The 17,196-nt window shown below is 65.8% G+C and carries 15 protein-coding genes and 2 pseudogenes; 4 read left to right on the top strand and 13 right to left on the bottom strand.

Annotation, left to right across the window (positions count from 1 at the left end; genetic code table 11):
* Nucleotides 1–250 precede the first annotated feature (250 nt).
* Nucleotides 251–892, bottom strand: a complete 642-nt coding sequence (locus ACIP21_RS27140) for a cupin domain-containing protein (RefSeq protein WP_400694464.1) — start codon at nt 890–892, stop codon at nt 251–253.
* 95 nt (nt 893–987) lie between these two features.
* Between ACIP21_RS27140 and ACIP21_RS27135 the strand changes: the two genes are divergently transcribed.
* Entirely contained in the window at nt 988–1,866 is an 879-nt protein-coding gene (locus ACIP21_RS27135) for a DMT family transporter (RefSeq protein ID WP_400694463.1), read from the top strand.
* On the opposite strand, the gene ACIP21_RS27130 is transcribed toward ACIP21_RS27135, so the two are convergent.
* The 5 genes from ACIP21_RS27130 to ACIP21_RS27110 all read right to left on the bottom strand — a co-directional run bounded on the left by ACIP21_RS27130 (nt 1,863) and on the right by ACIP21_RS27110 (nt 6,491).
* Nucleotides 1,863–2,582, bottom strand: coding sequence for a TorF family putative porin (locus tag ACIP21_RS27130; protein WP_400694461.1), 720 nt, complete (start codon nt 2,580–2,582; stop codon nt 1,863–1,865). The genes ACIP21_RS27135 and ACIP21_RS27130 overlap by 4 nt on opposite strands.
* 89 nt (nt 2,583–2,671) lie before the next feature.
* Nucleotides 2,672–2,926 (bottom strand): hypothetical protein, encoded by a 255-nt coding sequence (locus tag ACIP21_RS27125; RefSeq protein ID WP_400694459.1) that lies wholly within the window; start codon nt 2,924–2,926, stop codon nt 2,672–2,674.
* Nucleotides 2,927–3,093: 167 nt separating this feature from the next.
* A complete protein-coding gene (locus tag ACIP21_RS27120) occupies nt 3,094–4,011 on the bottom strand; it encodes an amidohydrolase family protein (RefSeq protein ID WP_400694457.1) in 918 nt (305 codons plus the stop codon).
* 87 nt (nt 4,012–4,098) lie between these two features.
* Complete coding sequence (locus ACIP21_RS27115; protein ID WP_400694455.1) at nt 4,099–5,427, bottom strand: MFS transporter; 1,329 nt, start codon at nt 5,425–5,427, stop codon at nt 4,099–4,101.
* Nucleotides 5,428–5,513: 86 nt separating this feature from the next.
* Nucleotides 5,514–6,491: a hydroxyacid dehydrogenase gene (locus ACIP21_RS27110; RefSeq protein ID WP_400694454.1), complete on the bottom strand. Its 978-nt coding sequence runs from the start codon at nt 6,489–6,491 to the stop codon at nt 5,514–5,516.
* A gap of 224 nt (nt 6,492–6,715) precedes the next feature.
* Here ACIP21_RS27110 and ACIP21_RS27105 point away from each other — a divergent pair, with 224 nt between their 5' ends.
* The gene (locus ACIP21_RS27105; RefSeq protein ID WP_400694452.1) at nt 6,716–7,393 is read left to right on the top strand and encodes an RraA family protein; all 678 of its coding nucleotides are present in this window, start codon (nt 6,716–6,718) and stop codon (nt 7,391–7,393) included.
* Nucleotides 7,394–7,476: 83 nt separating this feature from the next.
* Nucleotides 7,477–8,703 carry an MFS transporter gene (locus ACIP21_RS27100; RefSeq protein ID WP_400694450.1) on the top strand — a complete coding sequence of 409 codons (1,227 nt, stop codon included), beginning with the start codon at nt 7,477–7,479 and terminating at the stop codon, nt 8,701–8,703.
* A 4-nt stretch (nt 8,704–8,707) separates the two neighbouring features.
* Here the strand turns inward: ACIP21_RS27100 and ACIP21_RS27095 are convergent, their stop codons facing one another.
* The 7 genes and pseudogenes from ACIP21_RS27095 to ACIP21_RS27065 form a co-directional block, all read right to left on the bottom strand.
* Complete coding sequence (locus tag ACIP21_RS27095; RefSeq protein ID WP_400694448.1) at nt 8,708–10,042, bottom strand: MFS transporter; 1,335 nt, start codon at nt 10,040–10,042, stop codon at nt 8,708–8,710.
* Nucleotides 10,043–10,087: 45 nt separating this feature from the next.
* Nucleotides 10,088–11,008: an SMP-30/gluconolactonase/LRE family protein gene (locus ACIP21_RS27090; RefSeq protein ID WP_400694446.1), complete on the bottom strand. Its 921-nt coding sequence runs from the start codon at nt 11,006–11,008 to the stop codon at nt 10,088–10,090.
* Nucleotides 11,009–11,228: 220 nt separating this feature from the next.
* The gene (locus ACIP21_RS27085; RefSeq protein ID WP_400694583.1) at nt 11,229–12,485 is read right to left on the bottom strand and encodes a c-type cytochrome; all 1,257 of its coding nucleotides are present in this window, start codon (nt 12,483–12,485) and stop codon (nt 11,229–11,231) included.
* 3 nt (nt 12,486–12,488) lie between these two features.
* A complete protein-coding gene (locus ACIP21_RS27080; RefSeq protein ID WP_400694445.1) occupies nt 12,489–14,267 on the bottom strand; it encodes a GMC family oxidoreductase in 1,779 nt (592 codons plus the stop codon).
* Between the two features lie 4 nt (nt 14,268–14,271).
* The gene (locus ACIP21_RS27075) at nt 14,272–15,009 is read right to left on the bottom strand and encodes a gluconate 2-dehydrogenase subunit 3 family protein (protein WP_400694443.1); all 738 of its coding nucleotides are present in this window, start codon (nt 15,007–15,009) and stop codon (nt 14,272–14,274) included.
* A 143-nt stretch (nt 15,010–15,152) separates the two neighbouring features.
* Nucleotides 15,153–15,839, bottom strand: a pseudogene (locus ACIP21_RS27070) (methyl-accepting chemotaxis protein); the annotation flags it as partial.
* A 168-nt stretch (nt 15,840–16,007) separates the two neighbouring features.
* Nucleotides 16,008–16,772 (bottom strand): annotated as a pseudogene (locus ACIP21_RS27065) (MCP four helix bundle domain-containing protein); the annotation flags it as partial.
* Between the two features lie 200 nt (nt 16,773–16,972).
* Here ACIP21_RS27065 and ACIP21_RS27060 point away from each other — a divergent pair.
* Nucleotides 16,973–17,196 (top strand): thiamine pyrophosphate-binding protein (locus ACIP21_RS27060; RefSeq protein ID WP_400694442.1); only part of this gene is annotated, 224 nt, incomplete at its 3' end.

The following is a 17,196-nucleotide window of genomic DNA, read 5'->3' as shown; positions in this document are numbered from 1 at the left end:
CCTGTCATCCGGCCCCTGCGCTGCGCTCCGGGGTTCCCTCACTCCGGCCTTGCTCCCGGGAGGACCGCGCTGAACGGCCCATCCTGGGCCGCAGCGCTTGACGGGCATCCATGCCCGTCACCTCCCTCCGCAAGACCTCCGTTCGGCCTCCTGAAGTCGCATTCGGCGTTTGCTGAGCTACCGTGCGCTTAGAAGCAAAAGCAGAAGCAAAAGCAAAAGCGGCTGGATTTGGGGATCCTTTTCCGTTTGCTCAGAGGCCTAGAGTCGGTGAGGCTTCCTTCAGCCACAGGCGGGCTCCCAGCGGGCCGGCAGTGGCCTGCAAGGGCGCTCCTGGGGGGAGGCGGAGCCAGCTCAGGGGGTGGAGGTTGAAATTTTTGCTGGCCAGGCTGCCTTGCAAGACCAGGCATTCCAGGCCGCGTGGATTGACATGGAGGAGTGGGGCGCCGGGTTGCAGGTGTTTGCAGTGCACCTGCTCGTGGGCGTTGGCGAACAGCAACTGATCACCTGCTTGCGGCAATCGAGCGATGACCTGCTCGCTGTCCTCGGGGTGGAACTGTTGCAGGCGGACGAAGATCATGCAGCCTTCACTGGCGCCTGGGGTGTGTGAACTGCCGGGCGGATTGCGCACGTAGCTGCCGGCGGGGTAGCGCCCGCGTTCATCCTCGAAGACGCCTTGCAGCACCAGGAATTCTTCACCGCCCGGGTGCAGATGGGCACTGAAATGGCTGCCGGGGGCATAGCGCACCAGGCTGGTGGCGCGGGCCTTCTCGCCGCCGATGCGAAACAGCGGGCGGCGCTCTACGCCGGGCAGTGGCGAGGCCAGCCAGGGGAGGTCGGCAGCGTGCATGAGCGCAGTCAGGGCCAGATCGGCGTTGAGAAGGTCCGGCAGCATGGTGGGTTTCCTGGTTCTCGGTTGTTGGCTGTTCCGGCCTATGATCGGCTAACTTTGCCATCGATACGAACTTCTCTCTCAGAGGTGTCAACACCATGAGCATCCGCACCACCAGCAGCGCCCGCCATGGCAACAGCGCCTGGCTCTGGCCCGCGCTGTTCAGCCTGGTGGCCTTCGCCGCCAACTCGATCTTCTGCCGCCTGGCCCTGCGTGACGGGGCGATCGATGCCGAGTCGTTCACCGTGCTGCGCCTGGCCAGCGGGGCGGCGTTCCTGCTCCTGCTGATGCGTCTGCGCAGGCCAGGCCAGGCCTTGGGAGGCAGCTGGAAGGGCGGGCTGGCGTTGTACCTCTATGCCTACCTGTTTTCCGTGGCGTACCTGCAGCTGGGGGCCGGCGTCGGCGCGCTGGTGCTGTTCGGCGCGGTGCAGATCACCATGTTCGCCTTCGCCTGGCTCAAGCGCGAACGCCTCAGCCCACGAACACTGCTCGGCATGGCGATTGCCTTTGCCGGCCTGGTGATGCTACTGCTGCCGGGCGCTGAAGCGCCGCCGCTGCTGAGTGCGCTGGTGATGGCGGCATCTGGCGTAGCCTGGGGCGCTTATTCGCTGCTGGGCAAGGGCTCGCCTGACCCGCTGGCCGACACCGCCGGAAATTTCCTGCGCAGCTTGCCGCTGCTGCTGGTGTTGGGCGGTGTCATGGCGCTGCTGGCGTGCACCCACGTCACCCCGGTCGGCCTGCTGTTCGCCATGGCCTCGGGCGTGCTGGCCTCCGGGGCGGGGTATGCGGTGTGGTACGGCGTGGTCAAGCAGGTCAGCGCCCAGCAGGCGGCGACGATGCAGCTCAGTGTGCCGGTCATCGCCACGCTGGGCGGGGTGGTGCTGATCGGCGAGCCGATGTCGCTGCGCCTGCTGGCCGCCTCGTTGGTGGTCCTGGGCGGCGTGGCGCTGGCGCTGCTGCCGGGCAAGGGGCGTTAGAAGAAGCTGCGCTGGGCCTTGAGGGTGACCACGCTCTCGCAGTAGGTGTTGATGCCTGCGTAGGCATCGCAGCCGCCGCCGCTGAGGTCGGAGTTGCTGTAGATCAGGTTGAGGTCCAGGCCCAGCCACGGTCGCGACAGCTCCAGCGACCAGTCGGAGAAGGCGCTGACCTGGCTGCCGTCGCCGATGGTGAAGGGTGTGCCCAGGCGGTGGTGGGCGACCTTGACGGTGAGGTCGACGTCGAACAGCGGCAGGTGGCCGAAGTCGGCGAACAGGGTGCCGGTGCGGTTGTCGGGGTTGTCGCGCCAGGCACCGCCGATGCGGCTGCCGAGGATCGAGAGGCCGCCATACAGCGCATAGCTGTCGGGCCCGGCGAGGTTCGGCTGGCTGTAGTGGATCAGCCCTACCTCGTAGCCCAGGGTGCTGTCGAAATGGTGCTTGTAGCCCAGGTAGCTGTCCAGGCGCAGGGTCGAGTCGGGCGTCACGCCCATGCTCGGGGCGTACTGGCCGAGGTACCAGCCGCTGGGGTGGCTGAGGTCGAGGCCGCCGTGGAAGGCGCCGACCGCGCTCGGTGAAATCAGCCCCTGGGCCATGCTGCGCGAGGGCGTGGTGCCGAGCTTGAAGTCGAAATCGCCCAGTTGCCGCTGGATCTGCTGGGCCTGTAGCAACGGGCTGAAGAAGAGGACCGCGCTCAACAAGAGAAAGGGCCTGGTCATGGTCACCGTCCTGGAAGGCTTGCGCTTGAGCGGCAGAGGATACCCCGGTTTGCCAGTGCTTCGGAAGTTTCGATGAAGTGGCTTTCCACTCAGCCTTTGATTGCCGGCCGAGGTTCGGCGACTTCAGTCACCACCTGGGGTTCGGCGGCACGCAGGATCACCCGTTTGCGCAGTTCGTACTCGTCCAGCGACAGGCCCTGACGCTGGATCGCTTCGAGCTGCAGGTGGCGGGTTTCCTCGGCGGTGTAGCCGCGCAGTTCGGGATGGTTGGCGGCGCAGCCGGTCAGCACGCTGATGGCGGTGGCGGTGAGGGCAGCGAGCAGCAGGCGGGCCGGGGTGTTCATCGGGTAGCTCCAGGATTCGGTTAATGGCAATCGATGGAGTCAGGTTATGGGCTGGCAGCGGTGGGTAGAAATTGGTGTTGTCGATAGTGACTATCGAAGCCTGTGCAAGGCATCGATTTCGCCGCTGAAGGCTGTTTTGCCCGCCACTACCGACACCACCTGAACAGTCAGAAATCGTAAAGCCGGACCGGGTTGTCGCGCAGGATCGAGGTCTGGGTGCCGGCTTCCGGCGCCCAGGCCATCAGCCGGTCGAGAATCAGCCCGTCATCGGGCTTGTGCTCGCTGGCAAGCGTCGGGTGCGGCCAGTCACTGCCCCACAGCATGCGATCGGGCCGGTGGCTGATCAGCGCGGTGGCCACGCGCCCCACATCCTCGAACAGCGGTGCCCCGCTTTTCGAGCGCAGGTAGGGTGCCGAGAGCTTGACCCAACCCCGGTCGCTGTCCAGCAGCCGTACCAGTGCCGCGTACGCTGCGGATTTCACCCCTTCCGGTTGCGGCACGTGCCCCATGTGGTCGATGACCACCTTGGCCGGCAGGGCCAGCAACCGCGGAGCCACCTCGGGCAGCAAGGGGCCGGGTGCGACCTGCACGTTCCAGCCCAGCTCATCGACCCGTGCCGCCAGCTTTTCGATACCGTCGAGCGCCTGGCTGCCGACGCTGAGGTTGAAGCGGATGCCGCGCACGCCAGCCTGATGCAGTTCGCCCAGCTCGGTGTCGGTGATCGAGCTTGCCACCACCGCAACACCCCTGGCATCGCCACGGCTGCGCAGCAGGCCGTCGAGCATCACCCGATTGTCGGTGCCGTAGGTCGACGGCGTGACGATGACCATGCGGCGGATGCCCAGGCGTTGCTGCAACTGGCGGTAGTCTTCCAGCGAGGCATCCGCCGGCAGCAGGGTGGCACCGGGGGCGGCGGGAACGCGGCTGTCGTAGAGGTGCATGTGGCAGTCGACACTGCCGACCGGTGGGAGCAGGCGCGGCGGGGTGTCGCCTTGGCTGAACGGTACATTGGCCATGGCGCCCATGGAGGCGGCGGCGCCCAGCACGCCTCCGGCCTGCAGGAACCGGCGTCGGGACAAGGTCATTGGTCTTCCTCGTTATTGTTGTGATGAAAAGAACGATGCCCACGTTCCCTGGGGGGGGCGTGGGCATCGTCATGCAGCGTGCAGGATTTACCGCGGCGTGACTGCCGTTGCCGCGTCAGCCTGCTCGCGCTGGCGCTTGCGGCCGATCACCAGCACCGCGATGCCGGCCAGGGTGCACAGCGCCGCCAGCGGCATCAGCGCCAGGGCGTAGCTGCCGGTGGCGTCGTGGATGGCGCCGTAGGCGTTGACCATCAGGCCGCCACCGATCAGGTTGGCCATGGCACCCACGGCGGCCAGCCCGGCCGCGGCGGTGGACGACGACAGCCAGCCCGAGACCAGCGCCCAGAACGGGCCCTTCATCGAGTAGGCACCCACCAGCACCATGGTCAGCATCACCACCGTGGCCGGCAGCGAGGAGGTGAACAGGGTCATCAGCAGGCCGGCGGCGATCAGCAGCATGGTCATCGCCGTGTGCCAGCGGCGCTCGCCGGTGCGGTCGGAACTGCGTCCCCAGATGATCATCAGCACCGAGGCGATGCCGTAGGGGATGGCGTTTACCAGGCCGATCTCCAGGGCGCTGAGGCCGAAGGTCTTGAGCAACTGCGGCGCCCACACGCTCATGGTGCTGCCGGCGGCGGAGGCGCCGGAGTAGATCAGCGCCAGCACCCAGATGTCCTTGTGGCGCAGCAGTTTCCACAGCGAGATATGGCCGATGGCGGTTTTCTTCGCGGCTTCGCTGGCCAGGCGCTGGGTCAGCCAGCCGCGCTGCTCGTCGCTCAGCCACTTGGCCTGCTCGGGGCGGTCGGTGAGCACGAACAGGCAGGCGATGCCCAGCAGCACGGCAGGGATGCCTTCGAGGATGAACAGCCAGTGCCAGCCGCGCATGCCCATCCAGCCGTCCAGGCTCAGCAGCAGGCCGGACAACGGCGAGCCGATGAAGTTGGCCGCCGGGATGGCCACCATGAACAGCGCCACCATGCGTGCCCGGTAGGCCGATGGCAGCCAGTAGGTGAGGTACAGCAGCACGCCCGGGAAGAACCCGGCCTCGGCGGCGCCGAGCAGGAAGCGCATCACGTACAGCGAGTTGGCGCCCTGGACGAACGCGGTGCCAGCGGAAATCAGGCCCCAGGTGACCATGATGCGGGCGATCCACAGGCGTGCGCCGTACCGCTGCATGGCCAGGTTGCTGGGTACTTCGACCAGGAAGTAGGAGAAGAAGAACAGGCTGCTGGCGAAGCCGAAGACCTTGGCCGAAAGCTGCAGGTCGTGGTTCATCTGCAGCGAGGCCATGCCGATGTTGCCGCGGTCGATGATCGCGATCAGGTAGCAGATGATCAGGAAGGGCAGCAGGCGCCAGGCGACGCGACGCATGGTGCTGCGTTCGAGCTCGTCCGGCGCGGAGGTTGCTGAAGTCATGTTGCTCTCCAATTGTTGTTTTTCTGGAGTGAAGCGTGGTGAACGCGCCGCTGTGCCCAGAGCCGGCGCGCGAACAGTGGGTGCGGTCAGCTGGCGAACAGGTGGCGGTTGACCACGCAACGCGGATCCAGGTCCTGGCCCGCCCAGACGTCGAGAATCTGCCGCAGGGCCACCAGGCCGACACGGTCGCGGGCCTCGCTGGTGTTGGCGCCGACATGCGGCGTGGCGACCAGGGTCGGCAGGCCCCACAGCGGGCTGTCGGCAGGCGGTGGCTCAGGGTTGAAGGTGTCCAGGCCGGCGCCGGCGATGCGCCGTTCGCTGAGCGCCTGCACCAGGGCGGCGGTGTCGATCAGCTCGCCACGGGCGGTGTTGATCAGGATCGCGCCCGGGCGCATGCGCGCGAGCTGGGCGGCACCGATCAGGTTGTGGTTGGTCTCGGTCAGCGGGCAATGCAGGCTGATGATATCGCTTTCGGCCAGCAGGCGATCGAAATCCTCTTCGCGCTCGACGTGCGGGCGCTCCGGCAGTTGCTTGAGGTAAGGGTCGAACACCTTGACCTTCATGCGCAGCGGCGCCACCAGGTCCATCAGGATGCTGCCGATCGAGCCCAGGCCGACCAGGCCGAGGGTCTTGCCGGACAGCTCGATGCCGTTGGCCGAGGCCTTGTCCCAGTGGCCGTCACGCATGCGCGCATCGAGCAGGGCGGTCTGCCGGGCGACGCTGAACATCAGCGCAAAGGCGTGTTCGGCCACCGACTGGGCGTTGGCGCCCACTGCGATCGACACCGGGATGGCGCGGTCGGCGGCGGCCTGGATGTCGATGGTGTTGTAGCCCACGCCATGCTTGGCGATCACTTGCAGCTTGGGCGAAGCCTCGATCATCGCGCGGGTCAGGTTGCCCTGGCGGACCACGATGGCATCGGGCTGTTCCGCGCGGATGATGGCTTCCAGCTCTTCGGCCGGCAGGTAAGGCGTGGTGGGCACGACCCTGACGCCCTGTTCGGCGGCAAGTTGCATGGCCTCGGCGGCCAGTTCAGGGCCGGTAAGCAGAAGGGTACGGGACATCGTGGATACCTTGTTCTTGTCAGGGGCAGTCGCGACCGCACAGCAGCGGCGATGAAATAACCCTACCAGAATGAAATGGCGTTGCAAGAAAATAAAAATGCATCTCGTCGCCTGTGGCAATGCGACCTTAAAAAGCCATTGATAAAGCTGAATTGAAATGACATTCTAAAAACAGATTCGGCAGCCGCCGACGACATCGAATAACACCAATAGAGGTATGTCACATGAGCATTGGCTTCCAAGTGCTTGAACGCGCACGCAAAGTCGGCGATGAATGGGTAGCGCGCTTCCGCGAGGTTCCGGTCGCCAACGTCAGCGACTCGATGAACCGCATGACCGCCGGCGGTGCCCGCCTGCGGCCCATGCACCGCGAGGGTGTGCTGTGCGGCCCGGCCCTCACCGTGAAAGCGCGCCCAGGTGACAACCTCATGCTGCACTACGCCATCGACATCGCTCAGCCGGGCGATGTGATCGTGGTGGATGCCGGCGGCGACCTGAGCAACGCCCTGATCGGCGAAATGATGGTGGCTTACGCGGTCAAGCGTGGCGTGGCCGGTATCGTCATCAATGGCGCGATCCGTGATGCGGCCAATATCGGCGCTGGTGACTTCCCGCTGTTCGCCGCCGGCGTCTCGCACCGTGGTCCGTACAAGGACGGCCCGGGCGAGATCAACGTGCCGATCGCCATTGATGGTATGGTGATCGAGCCCGGCGACCTGGTGATCGGTGATGACGACGGCTTGCTGTGCATTCCGTACGATCACGTCGCCGACGTCTATGCCGGCGCCACGGCCAAGCACGCTGCCGAAACCGCTCAGATGGAACATATCGCCCAAGGCACCAACGACCGCTCCTGGGTCCTGGAGTCCTTGAAGAAGAAAGGCTGCCTGCTGCCAGGCTGATCCTGCACGGCGGCGCACCTTGCGATGGGGTGCGCCGTGGCGATGGGTCGGTGCCGGGTGTGGGTCTCTTGAGGTTCGCAGACTTGTCCGATTCATCGTCGCCACATCGTTCCAACTGGCCCACGGCCGTCAGGGCGCTCGCCCACCGCAATTTCCAGATCTATTTCACCGGCCAGGGCGTTTCCACGCTGGGCAAGTGGGTGCAGCAGGTGGCCCTGGCCTGGCTGGCCTATCACCTGACAGGCTCGGCGGTTCTGCTGGGGCTGATCACCTTTCTTTCGCTGGCGCCGCAGTTGCTCATCGGCCCGTTGGCCGGTGCCTGGATCGACCGCCACGACAAACGCCGCCTGCTGATCGTCGTGCAGATGTTGCTGATCGTGCAGTCGCTGGTGCTGGCGCTCGCCACCTGGCGGGGCTGGGTCGACGGGCCGTTCATCGCGGGCATGGCGCTGCTGCTGGGCCTGCTCAATGCCCTGGAAACACCGCTGCGCCAGGCGCTGATCGGCAGCTTCGTCGACGACCCGGCCGACCTGCCGAACGCACTGGTGCTCAATGCCATGCTGATCAATGCGGCGCGCTTCGTCGGCCCGCCGCTGGCCGGGGCGCTGATTGCCCTGGCCGGCGAGGCGGCTTGCTTCGCCCTGACTGCCGTGGCGTTCCTGGCGCTGCTGGGTGGCCTGATGAAGGTCCGTGGCAGCACCAGCCCAAAGGCCAGTGGCTCGACCGCGCAGGTGTTCCGCGAGGGCCTGGCCTATATGTGGCAGACCCGCAACGTTCGCCAGCTGCTGGTCAACGTGATCATGGTCAACCTGCTGGCCTCCTGCTATGCGGCGCTGTTGCCGATCCTGGCCAAGGGCGTGTTTGCCGGTGATGCACGCGTGCTCGGCTGGTTATGGGGTGCGGCGGGGGCCGGTGCGTTCGTGGCGACCCTGGTGCTGGCGGTGGGCGGTGCCATGCCCCGCCTGCGCCGGTTCACCGATGCCGGGGCGCTGTCGTGCGCGGTCGCCCTGGTCGGCCTGTGGCTGGCGGATGAGCTGCTGCTGGCGCTGTTGGCGCTGGCGGTGCTGGGCTTTGGCATCACCCTGAGCAATGTCAGCACCAACATGCAGTTGCAAAGCGGCGCACCGAGCCAGTTGCGCGGCCGGGTGATCGCGTTCTACATCGCCATGCGGTTCGGCTTCGAGGCCTTGGGTGGCATGGCTGCAGGCCTGATCGCCGCCCGTTGGGGCGCGCCGGCGACCCTGGGGATCGCCGGCGCGGTGCTGGTGCTGGGGCTACTGGGGCAGTACGGGCTGCGCCGCCGCCCCTGAGCGCTCAGGCCGACTGGCACTGGCCCTGTGGCGTTTGCTGCTTGGCCGGGTCACCCAGCCAGAGCATCAGGCAGGTGCCGATCAGCAGGATCGAGGCCACGGCGAAGAACGGCAGGGTGAAGCTGTGGGTCGCGTCCTTGATCAGGCCGATCAGGAACGGCCCGGTAAAGCCACCCAGGTTGCCGATCGAGACGATCATCGCCAGGCCCCCGGCAGCGGCGCGGCCGGTGAGGAAGGTCGAAGGGATCGCCCAGAACGTGGCCTGGAACGACAGGATGCTGGCCACGGCCACGCACAGGCTGCCGATCTTCAAGACCGGCGGCTCGAGCAGTGCGGCGGCAACCAGGGCGACGGCGGCCAAGGCCAGCGCGCTGACCACGTAGGGCAGGCGATGGCGGCTGCGGTTGGCCAGGCGCGCCCACAGCGTCATGGCCACGGCGCCGAGCAGGTAGGGCAGCGCGACCACGAAGCCGACCACGCCGCTGGCGATGCCCAGGCCCTTGATGATCTGTGGCAGCCAGAGGCCGATGCCGATCGAGCCGACGATGCAGCAGAAGTTGATGGCCGCCAGGGTGAACACCTTGGGGTTGGTCAGGGCGGCGCGCAGGGTGTTGCCGTGGGTGGCACCGATGGTCTGCTGTTCCTGGGCCAGGCGCTGGGTCAGCCAGGCCTTTTCCCGCGGCTTGAGCCATTTCGCCTTGTTCGGCGTGTCGACCAGCACGAACAGGCAGGCGATGCCCAGCAACACTGCCGGCATCGACTCGGTGACCAGCAGCAGCTGCCAGTTCTTCAAGCCCCAGACGCCGTGCTGTTCCATCAGCCAGCCAGACAGCGGCGAACCGACGATGTTGGCCACCGGGATCCCCAGCAGGAAAGCGGCGGTGGCCTTGGCGCGCCACTTGCCTGGGAACCAGTAGGTGAAATACAGGTACACCCCGGGCGTGAAGCCGGCTTCGGCCAGGCCCAGCAGGAAGCGCGCGATGCTGAAGCTGATCGGCCCGGTGGCGAACGCCGTGGCCATGGAAATCAGGCCCCAGGTGATCATGATCCGCGCAATCCACACCCGCGCGCCGAAGCGCTGCATCAGCAGGTTGCTGGGGATCTCGAACATGAAGTAGCCGAAGAAGAACAGGCCGGCCGCCCAGCCGAACATCGTTGCGGTCAGGCCCAGGTCCTGGTTCATGCTGATGGCGGCGAAGCCGACGTTGGTGCGGTCGAGGTAGCTGATCACGTAGCAGATGAAGATGAACGGTACCAGGCGCCACAGCACGCGGCGCATCAGGCGTTCGCCCTCGGCGTCGCTGAGCGGCGCCTGGGCAGCGGGGGTTTCGTGGGTCATGTCGTCACTCTTTTGTAGTTGTTGTGTGCGCCGACAGGCGCTGGTTCAGCTGTGGGAGAACATCGCCAGCCCTGGAGTGCTGGTGCGCACCTGGAGAATGCTGCCGGTCTCGGATTCGGTGATGTACAGGGTCTGCCCGTCCGCGCCGCCGAAGGCCAGGTTGGTGTTGCTGATGCCGGCGCAGGAAACGATGCGCTGCAGCGGTTCGGCGATTTTCGACAGCTTCCACACCGAGCCGAAGCCGGTATGGGCGATGTACAGGTTGCTCTGCGCGTCCAGCGCCAGGCCGTCGGGCCCGCCCAGGCCGCCATGTAGCTGGGCGAACACGCCCACCTTGCCGACGATCGAGCCGTTGCCCAGCGGGATGCGCCAGATCTGCTGGGCACGGGTCACGGCCACCAGCAGGTGATTGAGCTGCGGGTCGTAGACGATGCCGTTGGGGCTGGGGATGGTGCTCAGCAGGCAGCTCAGGTTGCCGCTGGCGTCGAGTTTGTACACCCGGCCGCTGGCGTCCTGCAGGCCGGTCTGGCCCTGGTCGGTGAAGTACAGGTCGCCATTGGGTGCGAATACCAGGTCGTTGACGCCCTTGAAGCCTTCGGAGCCGGCCGAGTCGAGCAGGGGTTCGATGGCGCCGGTCTGCGGGTCGAGCAGCATGATCCCGCGCTTGTAGTCGGTGATGAAGATACGCCCGTCCTGGTGGATCTTCAGGCCATTGGGCCAGCCGTCATACTGGCACACCAGCTCCCATTCGCCCTGGGGCGAGATGCGGAAGATCCGCCCGTTGGGGATGTCGGTCACGTACAGCCGGCCCTGGCGGTCGAACGATGGCCCTTCGAGGAACGAGTCGATGGCACGCCCCTGGCGATTGGCGTTGGCCCAGGCCGTCGGGCGCGGGTCGCGGAAGCAATCGGGCAGGCGGGTGAAGACGGTGGTTTCGACGGTCGGCGGGGCAGCGAAAAAGCTCATGGGGACTCCAGGCGGCAAGGGGACACGTGGGTGTCAGATCTTGTATGCTTTATGCAATGCCGTTTCAAAATAAATCATGTCTTGATGAAAGGCGACTGCTTTCATCGCTTTTTTGAGGGCTGTTGACGAGCGGGAAGGGCGTGTGGCCATGCATTGATAGAAATGTTGTTGCAAAAATGCGCCTGGCCCCACGCTCAGGTGAAGGGCCAGGCAGGCTGCATCAAGGGTTGGCGCGCAGCTTCGCCACCTCGTTCGCGGTCACGGGGTTGCCAGCGTTGCCCCAGCCAGTGCGAATGAACGTCACCACATCCGCCACTTCCTGATCGGAAAGCCGCCAGGCGAAGCCGGGCATGCCGTAGCCGGTCGGTGCATGCTGGTTGCCTGGCAGGTAGCCACCGGCGAGCACGATATGGATCAGCGAGGTCGGATCCTGGCCATTGAGCACGGGGTTGCCGGCCAGGGCCGGGAACACCTGGGCGTAGCCGCGGCCGTCGCTGCGGTGGCAGGCCATGCAGTTGTCGACGTAGGTGCGCGCGCCTGGGGTGCTCACGTCCATGTTGCTCAGTTGCCGGGTCGTGCTGCTGGCGGCGTTGATGGCAGGCGCCGGGCCCACTGGCGGCAGGCTCTTGAGGTAGCTGGCGATGGCCAGGCGGTCGGCGTCGGTGAGGTGCTGCATGCTGTGCTGGATGACATCGGTCATGCTGGCGAACACTGCCGTGCGCTCGGTCCTGCCAGTCTTGAGGAACTGTGCGAGCTCATCGGTGCTCCAGCTGCCCAAACCATCGTGCGTGTCGCCGCGCAGGTTTTTCGCCACCCAGCCCTCCAGTGGCGCGCCGCCGGCCAGGAAGTGATCGCCGTCGCGGTCGCTCAGGGATTTCTCCTGCATGCCCATGCCGCGCGGGGTATGACAGCTGCCGCAGTGGCCGAGGCCGTTGACCAGGTAGCGGCCGCGCTCCAGCTGTGGGTCTGGCGTGCTGCCGGCGTCGGTGGCGACCGCCGGGGCGAATGTCCAGCGCCACACGGCCAAGGGCCAGCGCATGCTCATCGGCCAGGGGATGTCGCTGTCGCGGTTGGCCTCGGCCACCGGCTGCACGCCTTTCATGAAGTAGGCATACAGGTCGGCGACGTCCTGGTCGGTGACCTTGGCGTAGGACGGGTAGGGCATGGCCGGGTACAGCGTGCTGCCATCCTTGCGGATGCCGTGGCGTACCGCCTGGTCGAATTCCTCCAGGCTGTAGCCACCGATACCGTGTTCGCGGTCGGGGGTGATATTGGTGGCGTAGACCGCGCCGATCGGGGTTTCCAGGCCCAGGCCGCCGGCGTAGGGCTTGCCACCCTTGGCGGTGTGGCAGGCCATGCAGTCACCGGCGCGCGCCAGGTACTCGCCGCGCTGGATGGCTGCATCATCGTTGCCCGAGGCCAGGGCGGCGGTGCTGATGCTTAGGCTCAGCGAGGCCAGCAGGGTGATTGTCTTCATCATTTACACCTCCACCAGTGGTCGACCCGGGTTCTTCAGGTAGCGCTCGCGGATGGCATTGGCCGACCAGTAGGCCAGCGCGCCGACCAGGCCGGTGGGGTTGTAGCCGATGTTCTGCGGGAAGGCCGAGGCACCGATGACGAATACGTTCGGCACGTCCCAGCATTGCAGGTAGCGGTTGACCACGCTGGTTTTCGGGTCGCTGCCCATGATCGCGCCGCCCGTGGTGTGGGTGCTCTGGTAGAAGCGCGTGTCGTAGGGGGTGCCGACCTTCTTGGCGTTGACGGTGTAGCTCGAAGGATTCATCGCGGCGGCGATCTCGGCGGCCTTGTCGGTCACGTATTGCGACATGCGGATGTCGTTGTCGTGCCAGTTGAAGGTCACCCGCAGCAGCGGCTGGCCGAAGGCGTCCTTGTAGGTCGGGTCCAGGTCCAGGTAGGTGTCGCGGTAGGCCATCACCGAACCCTGGGTGTACAGGCTCATGCTGCGCTGGTAGTTGTCGCTGACCGCGCTTTTCCAGCCCTTGCCCCAGTTCGGTTCGCCCTTGGCCACGCCGGTCTGGCCGATCGGGCGGCCGCCGGTGCGGTGGTGGCCGATGTTGGCGCCGCCGAGGAAGCCCAGGCCGCTGTGGTCGAAGTTGTCGCCGTTGTAGTTGTCGATGGCGGTGCCACCGGCGCCGGTGCCGATGAACGGGTTGAGGTAGGTGCCTTTGGGTAACTGCACGGTGACCGAGCCGAGCATCTGGTAAGCGTAGTTGCGCCCGACCACGCCTTCGCCGGTGTGCGGGTCGTAGGGTTTGCCGATTTTCGACAGCAGCAACAGGCGCACGTTGTGCAGCTGGAAAGCGCTGAGGATGACCAGGCGTGCCGGTTGCTCGACCTCGTTGCCTTGCGCGTCGATGTAGGTCACGCCGCTGGCCTGCTTGCCCGTGCTGTCGAGGTTGACCCGGGTGACGTGTGCCAGGGTGCGCATCTCGAAATTGCGCCGCTGGCGCAGGACGGGAAGGATGGTGGTCTGCGGCGAGGCCTTGGAATACATGTAGCAGCCATAGTTCTCGCAGAAACCACAGAAGTTGCACGGGCCCAGGCGCACGCCGTAGGGGTTGGTGTAGGGCGCGGAGGCATTGCCGGCCGGGATCGAGAAGGTCGAGTAGCCCAGGCTGCGCGCGGCCTTGTCGAACAGTTGCTCGCCATACACCTTCTTCAGCGGCGGCAGCGGGTATTCCTTGCTGCGCGCGCCCTCGAACTTGTTGCCGCCCTCGAGCAGGCGGCCCTTGATGTTGCCGGCCCTGCCGGACACCCCGGCGACTTCCTCGAAGCGGGTGAAGAACGGTTCGAGCTCCTCGAAGCTCACGCCGTGGTCCTGGATGGTCATGCCTTCCGGGATGAACTTGCTGCCGTAGCGTTCGGTGTAGTGGCTGCGCAGCTTCAGGTCGCTGGGCAGCGGCCGCCAGCTCAGGCCGTTCCAGTGGAAGCCCGCGCCGCCCACGCCGTTGCCGAGCAGGAAGGTGCCTTGCTGGCGGTAGGGCAGGGCCACGCCGGCCGGGTTGTGGCGGATGGTGACGGTTTCCTTCGACAGGTCCTGGTAGAGCTTGCCGCGGATGGTGTAGGCCAGTTCGTCGATCACCTTCGGGTAGTTGGCGTCGGTCGGGGTGTCCTGGTCAGGGCCGCGCTCCAGCGCCACCACGTTCAGGCCGGCTTCGGTGAGTTCGGCGGCCATGATCGAGCCGACCCAGCCGAGGCCGACGATGACCACGTCGGTTTCAGGTTTTTTCTGTGCCATTGCTTTAACCCCGCTGGCCGTTGATGGAAACAGGACCCAGCGGATAGCGCTGGTTCGGGCGGTCGATCCAGTCCATGAAATCGGCGCGGGCGCCGGGGAAGCCGAGCATGGTCCAGGCGGCCATGCCTTTGTTGCCGCCGTACATAGGGTCGGCGAAATAGCCTTCCTTGACGTTCTTCAGCAGCAGGGCGAAGAAGCTGCCGGCCGGGACCCGGGCCAGCGCGAACTTGCCGCTTTCCAGCTGCTTCATCACCTCGATCTGCACGCTGTCGGCCAGTTGCGCGAAGGGTTTGCCGAACTGCTTGAGGCAGGCGGCGTCCAGGTCGGCGATGCCCAGGCGGTAAAGCTCGCGCGGTACCAGTTTCAGCTGGTAGCCCAGCTCGGCCGGCTGGTCGGTGATGAAGGGCGCCTGCATGTACCACAGGCGTCCATGGGCGTAGGGCGTTTCCATCTGCCGGTCGAGGAATTCGGGCACACCAGCAGTCAGTGCGCCCGGGCCTTCCTCGTCCTCGGGAATCAGCACCGCGCAGGCGGCCTGGACGAATGCCCATTCGCTGTCGGTGAAGAAGGTGGGGTGATAACGCTCGGATGTTGTCGGCTCGGCGGGTGCGCTGCCAGGTGCGGCAGGCGCGGCTTTCGCTTCGATGGCTTCGTGGGCGCCATAGCCCACCAGGCTGACGGCGGGAATCAGAATGGCGCTGCGGCGCAGGAACTCGCGCCGTGAGTTGGGGGTGTCGGACATCGGGTGCTCGCTCAGGTCAGGATCAGGTCTTGCTGGTCGGCTCTGGTGTGGCCGGGTCTGGAGGCGCGGCATTATGCCTCGCAACGGCATTAAATAGAATGACGTTGCAAAAATGAAGATTTTTCTGCCGCCCCTGCTCAGGATCAGGTGCGAAAACGCGTGACCAGTGCGTTGAGCTGGCTGCCCAGTTGCTCCAGGGCCCGGCTGGCCGAAGCGGTCTGGTCCGCCTGGGTGGTCGAGACGGCCGACAGGTCGCGGATATTGATCAGGTTGCGATCCACTTCACGGGCGACCTGGGCCTGTTCTTCCGCGGCGCTGGCGATCACCAGGTTCTGTTCGTTGATGCGGGAAATGTGCGCGATGATCTGCGCCAGGGCCTGGCCGGCTTCGCGAGCGGCCTGCAAGGTGTGGCTGGCGCGGGCGCGGTTGTCGTTCATCGCGGTCACGGCCTGGCCCGATTCGCTGCTGATCGTGGCGACCATGCTCTCGATCTCCAGGGTCGACTGCTGGGTGCGGTGGGCCAGGGCGCGTACTTCATCGGCCACCACGGCAAACCCGCGCCCGGCTTCGCCGGCACGTGCAGCTTCGATGGCCGCGTTGAGCGCCAGCAGGTTGGTCTGTTCGGCAATGCTGCGGATCACGTCCAGCACCTTGGCGATGTCGGCCACGCTGCTGGCCAGGTTGTCGACTTGTTGCGTGCTGTGCTGGATCTCCCGACTCATCAGCTCGATGGCCTCGACGGTCTGGATAACCCGGGCATTGCCGGCCTGGCTGGCGGCCTGGGACTCTGCCGAGGCTTGGGAGGTGCTGACCGCGGTACGTGCCACTTCGTCCACGGCGGCGGAGAGTTCGGTGACCGCCGATGCGGCCTGTTCGATCTCGTTGGCCTGTTGCTGCAGGTTATGGTTCGACTCGACCGTGACTGCGCTCAGTTGCGTGGAAGAGGCCGCGATGACCGAGGCCGACTGCACGATCTGATCGATCGCCGCACGCAGGTTCGCCTGCATCTGCTTCAGCGCGCCAAACAGGCGGCTGACTTCGTCGCGGCCTTCGCTTTCGATCGGCTGGGTGAGGTCGCCCGAGGCGATCACCTCGGCACTCTTCGCCGCGCGGTTGATCGGCAGGATGATGCTGCGGCTGACCAGCCAGGCCACACCGATGGTGATCAGCGCGGCGACCGCCATCAACAGGGCCACGCTGGTGCGCGAGGTCGAGTAGGTGCTGCTGGCGCTGGCGAAGGCCTGGTTGATGTTGCGTTGGTTCACGTCGCTCAGGGCATACAGGCGGGGGAAGGACTGCTCGGAGTTTTCCCGCAGTGGCCCGTTGAGCAACGCCACCATGTCATGTTCGCGGCCTTCCCTGGCCAGTGCGATCAACTCGCGGATGCCGGGTGCGGTGGCCTGCAGGTAGGGCTCGACCTCTTGGTACAGCGCGCGTTCCTGCGGGTCTGTCAGCTTGGCCAGGTAGGCGGCTTGGGCCTGGGCGAGCTTGCCGAGCTGGATTTCCAGGCGCCGGCTGCTGTCGGCGCGCATGGCGTCGCTGGGGTAGAACGCCAGCTTGAGCGCGTTCACGCGGATGCCCAGCACGGCTTCGCGCATGCTGCCGAGCGCCGTGGCAGTCGGCGTGCTGACTTGTTCGATGCTGCGGTTGATGGCGTCGACCCGGGACATCTGCAGCAGCGCGAACAAACCGACGATGACGATGATCGAGGCGATCAGGCCGAAGGCCAGGGTTGAGCGCGTCGCAATGGAAACCTTTCGCATGTCTTTCCTCTGGGGTGGGTATCAGGAGGTTGAAGTGATGGCGAAATGGTTTCGGCCGTTCGGCGGCAGAACTTGAATGAAAATAGAATGGCGTTGCAATAATTTGGGTTGCAGTGCACTGTGTGCCCCGCTTCGCCCGTGCGCGAACGCAAGCGCCGGAGCGTGTGTGCATCCCGATGACCGTAGGTGAGACAAGAAAGATGGCCAAAGCCGCTGACGTTGTTGTGCAATGCCTGGAAAACGAAGGTGTCGAGTATGTGTTCGGCATTCCTGGTGAGGAAAACCTCGACCTGCTGGAATCCCTGCGCAAGTCGAAGATCAAGCTGGTACTGACCCGCCACGAGCAATCCGCGGGCTTCATGGCCGCCACCTATGGCCGCCTGACCGGCAAGACCGGCGTCAGCCTGTCGACCCTGGGCCCTGG

Origin of the sequence: Pseudomonas sp. NPDC089401, assembly GCF_044749485.1 — a bacterium.
Lineage (GTDB): Bacteria > Pseudomonadota > Gammaproteobacteria > Pseudomonadales > Pseudomonadaceae > Aquipseudomonas.
This window is presented reverse-complemented; position numbering and strand designations above follow the sequence as displayed.

What these genes read in the sequence shown, in the direction of transcription:
- ACIP21_RS27140 (WP_400694464.1), bottom strand. Translation starts at nt 892, where the DNA reads ATGCTGCCGGACCTTCTCAACGCCGATCTGGCCCTGACTGCGCTCATG.
- ACIP21_RS27135 (WP_400694463.1), top strand. Translation starts at nt 988, where the DNA reads ATGAGCATCCGCACCACCAGCAGCGCCCGCCATGGCAACAGCGCCTGG.
- ACIP21_RS27130 (WP_400694461.1), bottom strand. Translation starts at nt 2,582, where the DNA reads ATGACCAGGCCCTTTCTCTTGTTGAGCGCGGTCCTCTTCTTCAGCCCG.
- ACIP21_RS27125 (WP_400694459.1), bottom strand. Translation starts at nt 2,926, where the DNA reads ATGAACACCCCGGCCCGCCTGCTGCTCGCTGCCCTCACCGCCACCGCC.
- ACIP21_RS27120 (WP_400694457.1), bottom strand. Translation starts at nt 4,011, where the DNA reads ATGACCTTGTCCCGACGCCGGTTCCTGCAGGCCGGAGGCGTGCTGGGC.
- ACIP21_RS27115 (WP_400694455.1), bottom strand. Translation starts at nt 5,427, where the DNA reads ATGACTTCAGCAACCTCCGCGCCGGACGAGCTCGAACGCAGCACCATG.
- ACIP21_RS27110 (WP_400694454.1), bottom strand. Translation starts at nt 6,491, where the DNA reads ATGTCCCGTACCCTTCTGCTTACCGGCCCTGAACTGGCCGCCGAGGCC.
- ACIP21_RS27105 (WP_400694452.1), top strand. Translation starts at nt 6,716, where the DNA reads ATGAGCATTGGCTTCCAAGTGCTTGAACGCGCACGCAAAGTCGGCGAT.
- ACIP21_RS27095 (WP_400694448.1), bottom strand. Translation starts at nt 10,042, where the DNA reads ATGACCCACGAAACCCCCGCTGCCCAGGCGCCGCTCAGCGACGCCGAG.
- ACIP21_RS27090 (WP_400694446.1), bottom strand. Translation starts at nt 11,008, where the DNA reads ATGAGCTTTTTCGCTGCCCCGCCGACCGTCGAAACCACCGTCTTCACC.
- ACIP21_RS27085 (WP_400694583.1), bottom strand. Translation starts at nt 12,485, where the DNA reads ATGAAGACAATCACCCTGCTGGCCTCGCTGAGCCTAAGCATCAGCACC.
- ACIP21_RS27080 (WP_400694445.1), bottom strand. Translation starts at nt 14,267, where the DNA reads ATGGCACAGAAAAAACCTGAAACCGACGTGGTCATCGTCGGCCTCGGC.
- ACIP21_RS27075 (WP_400694443.1), bottom strand. Translation starts at nt 15,009, where the DNA reads ATGTCCGACACCCCCAACTCACGGCGCGAGTTCCTGCGCCGCAGCGCC.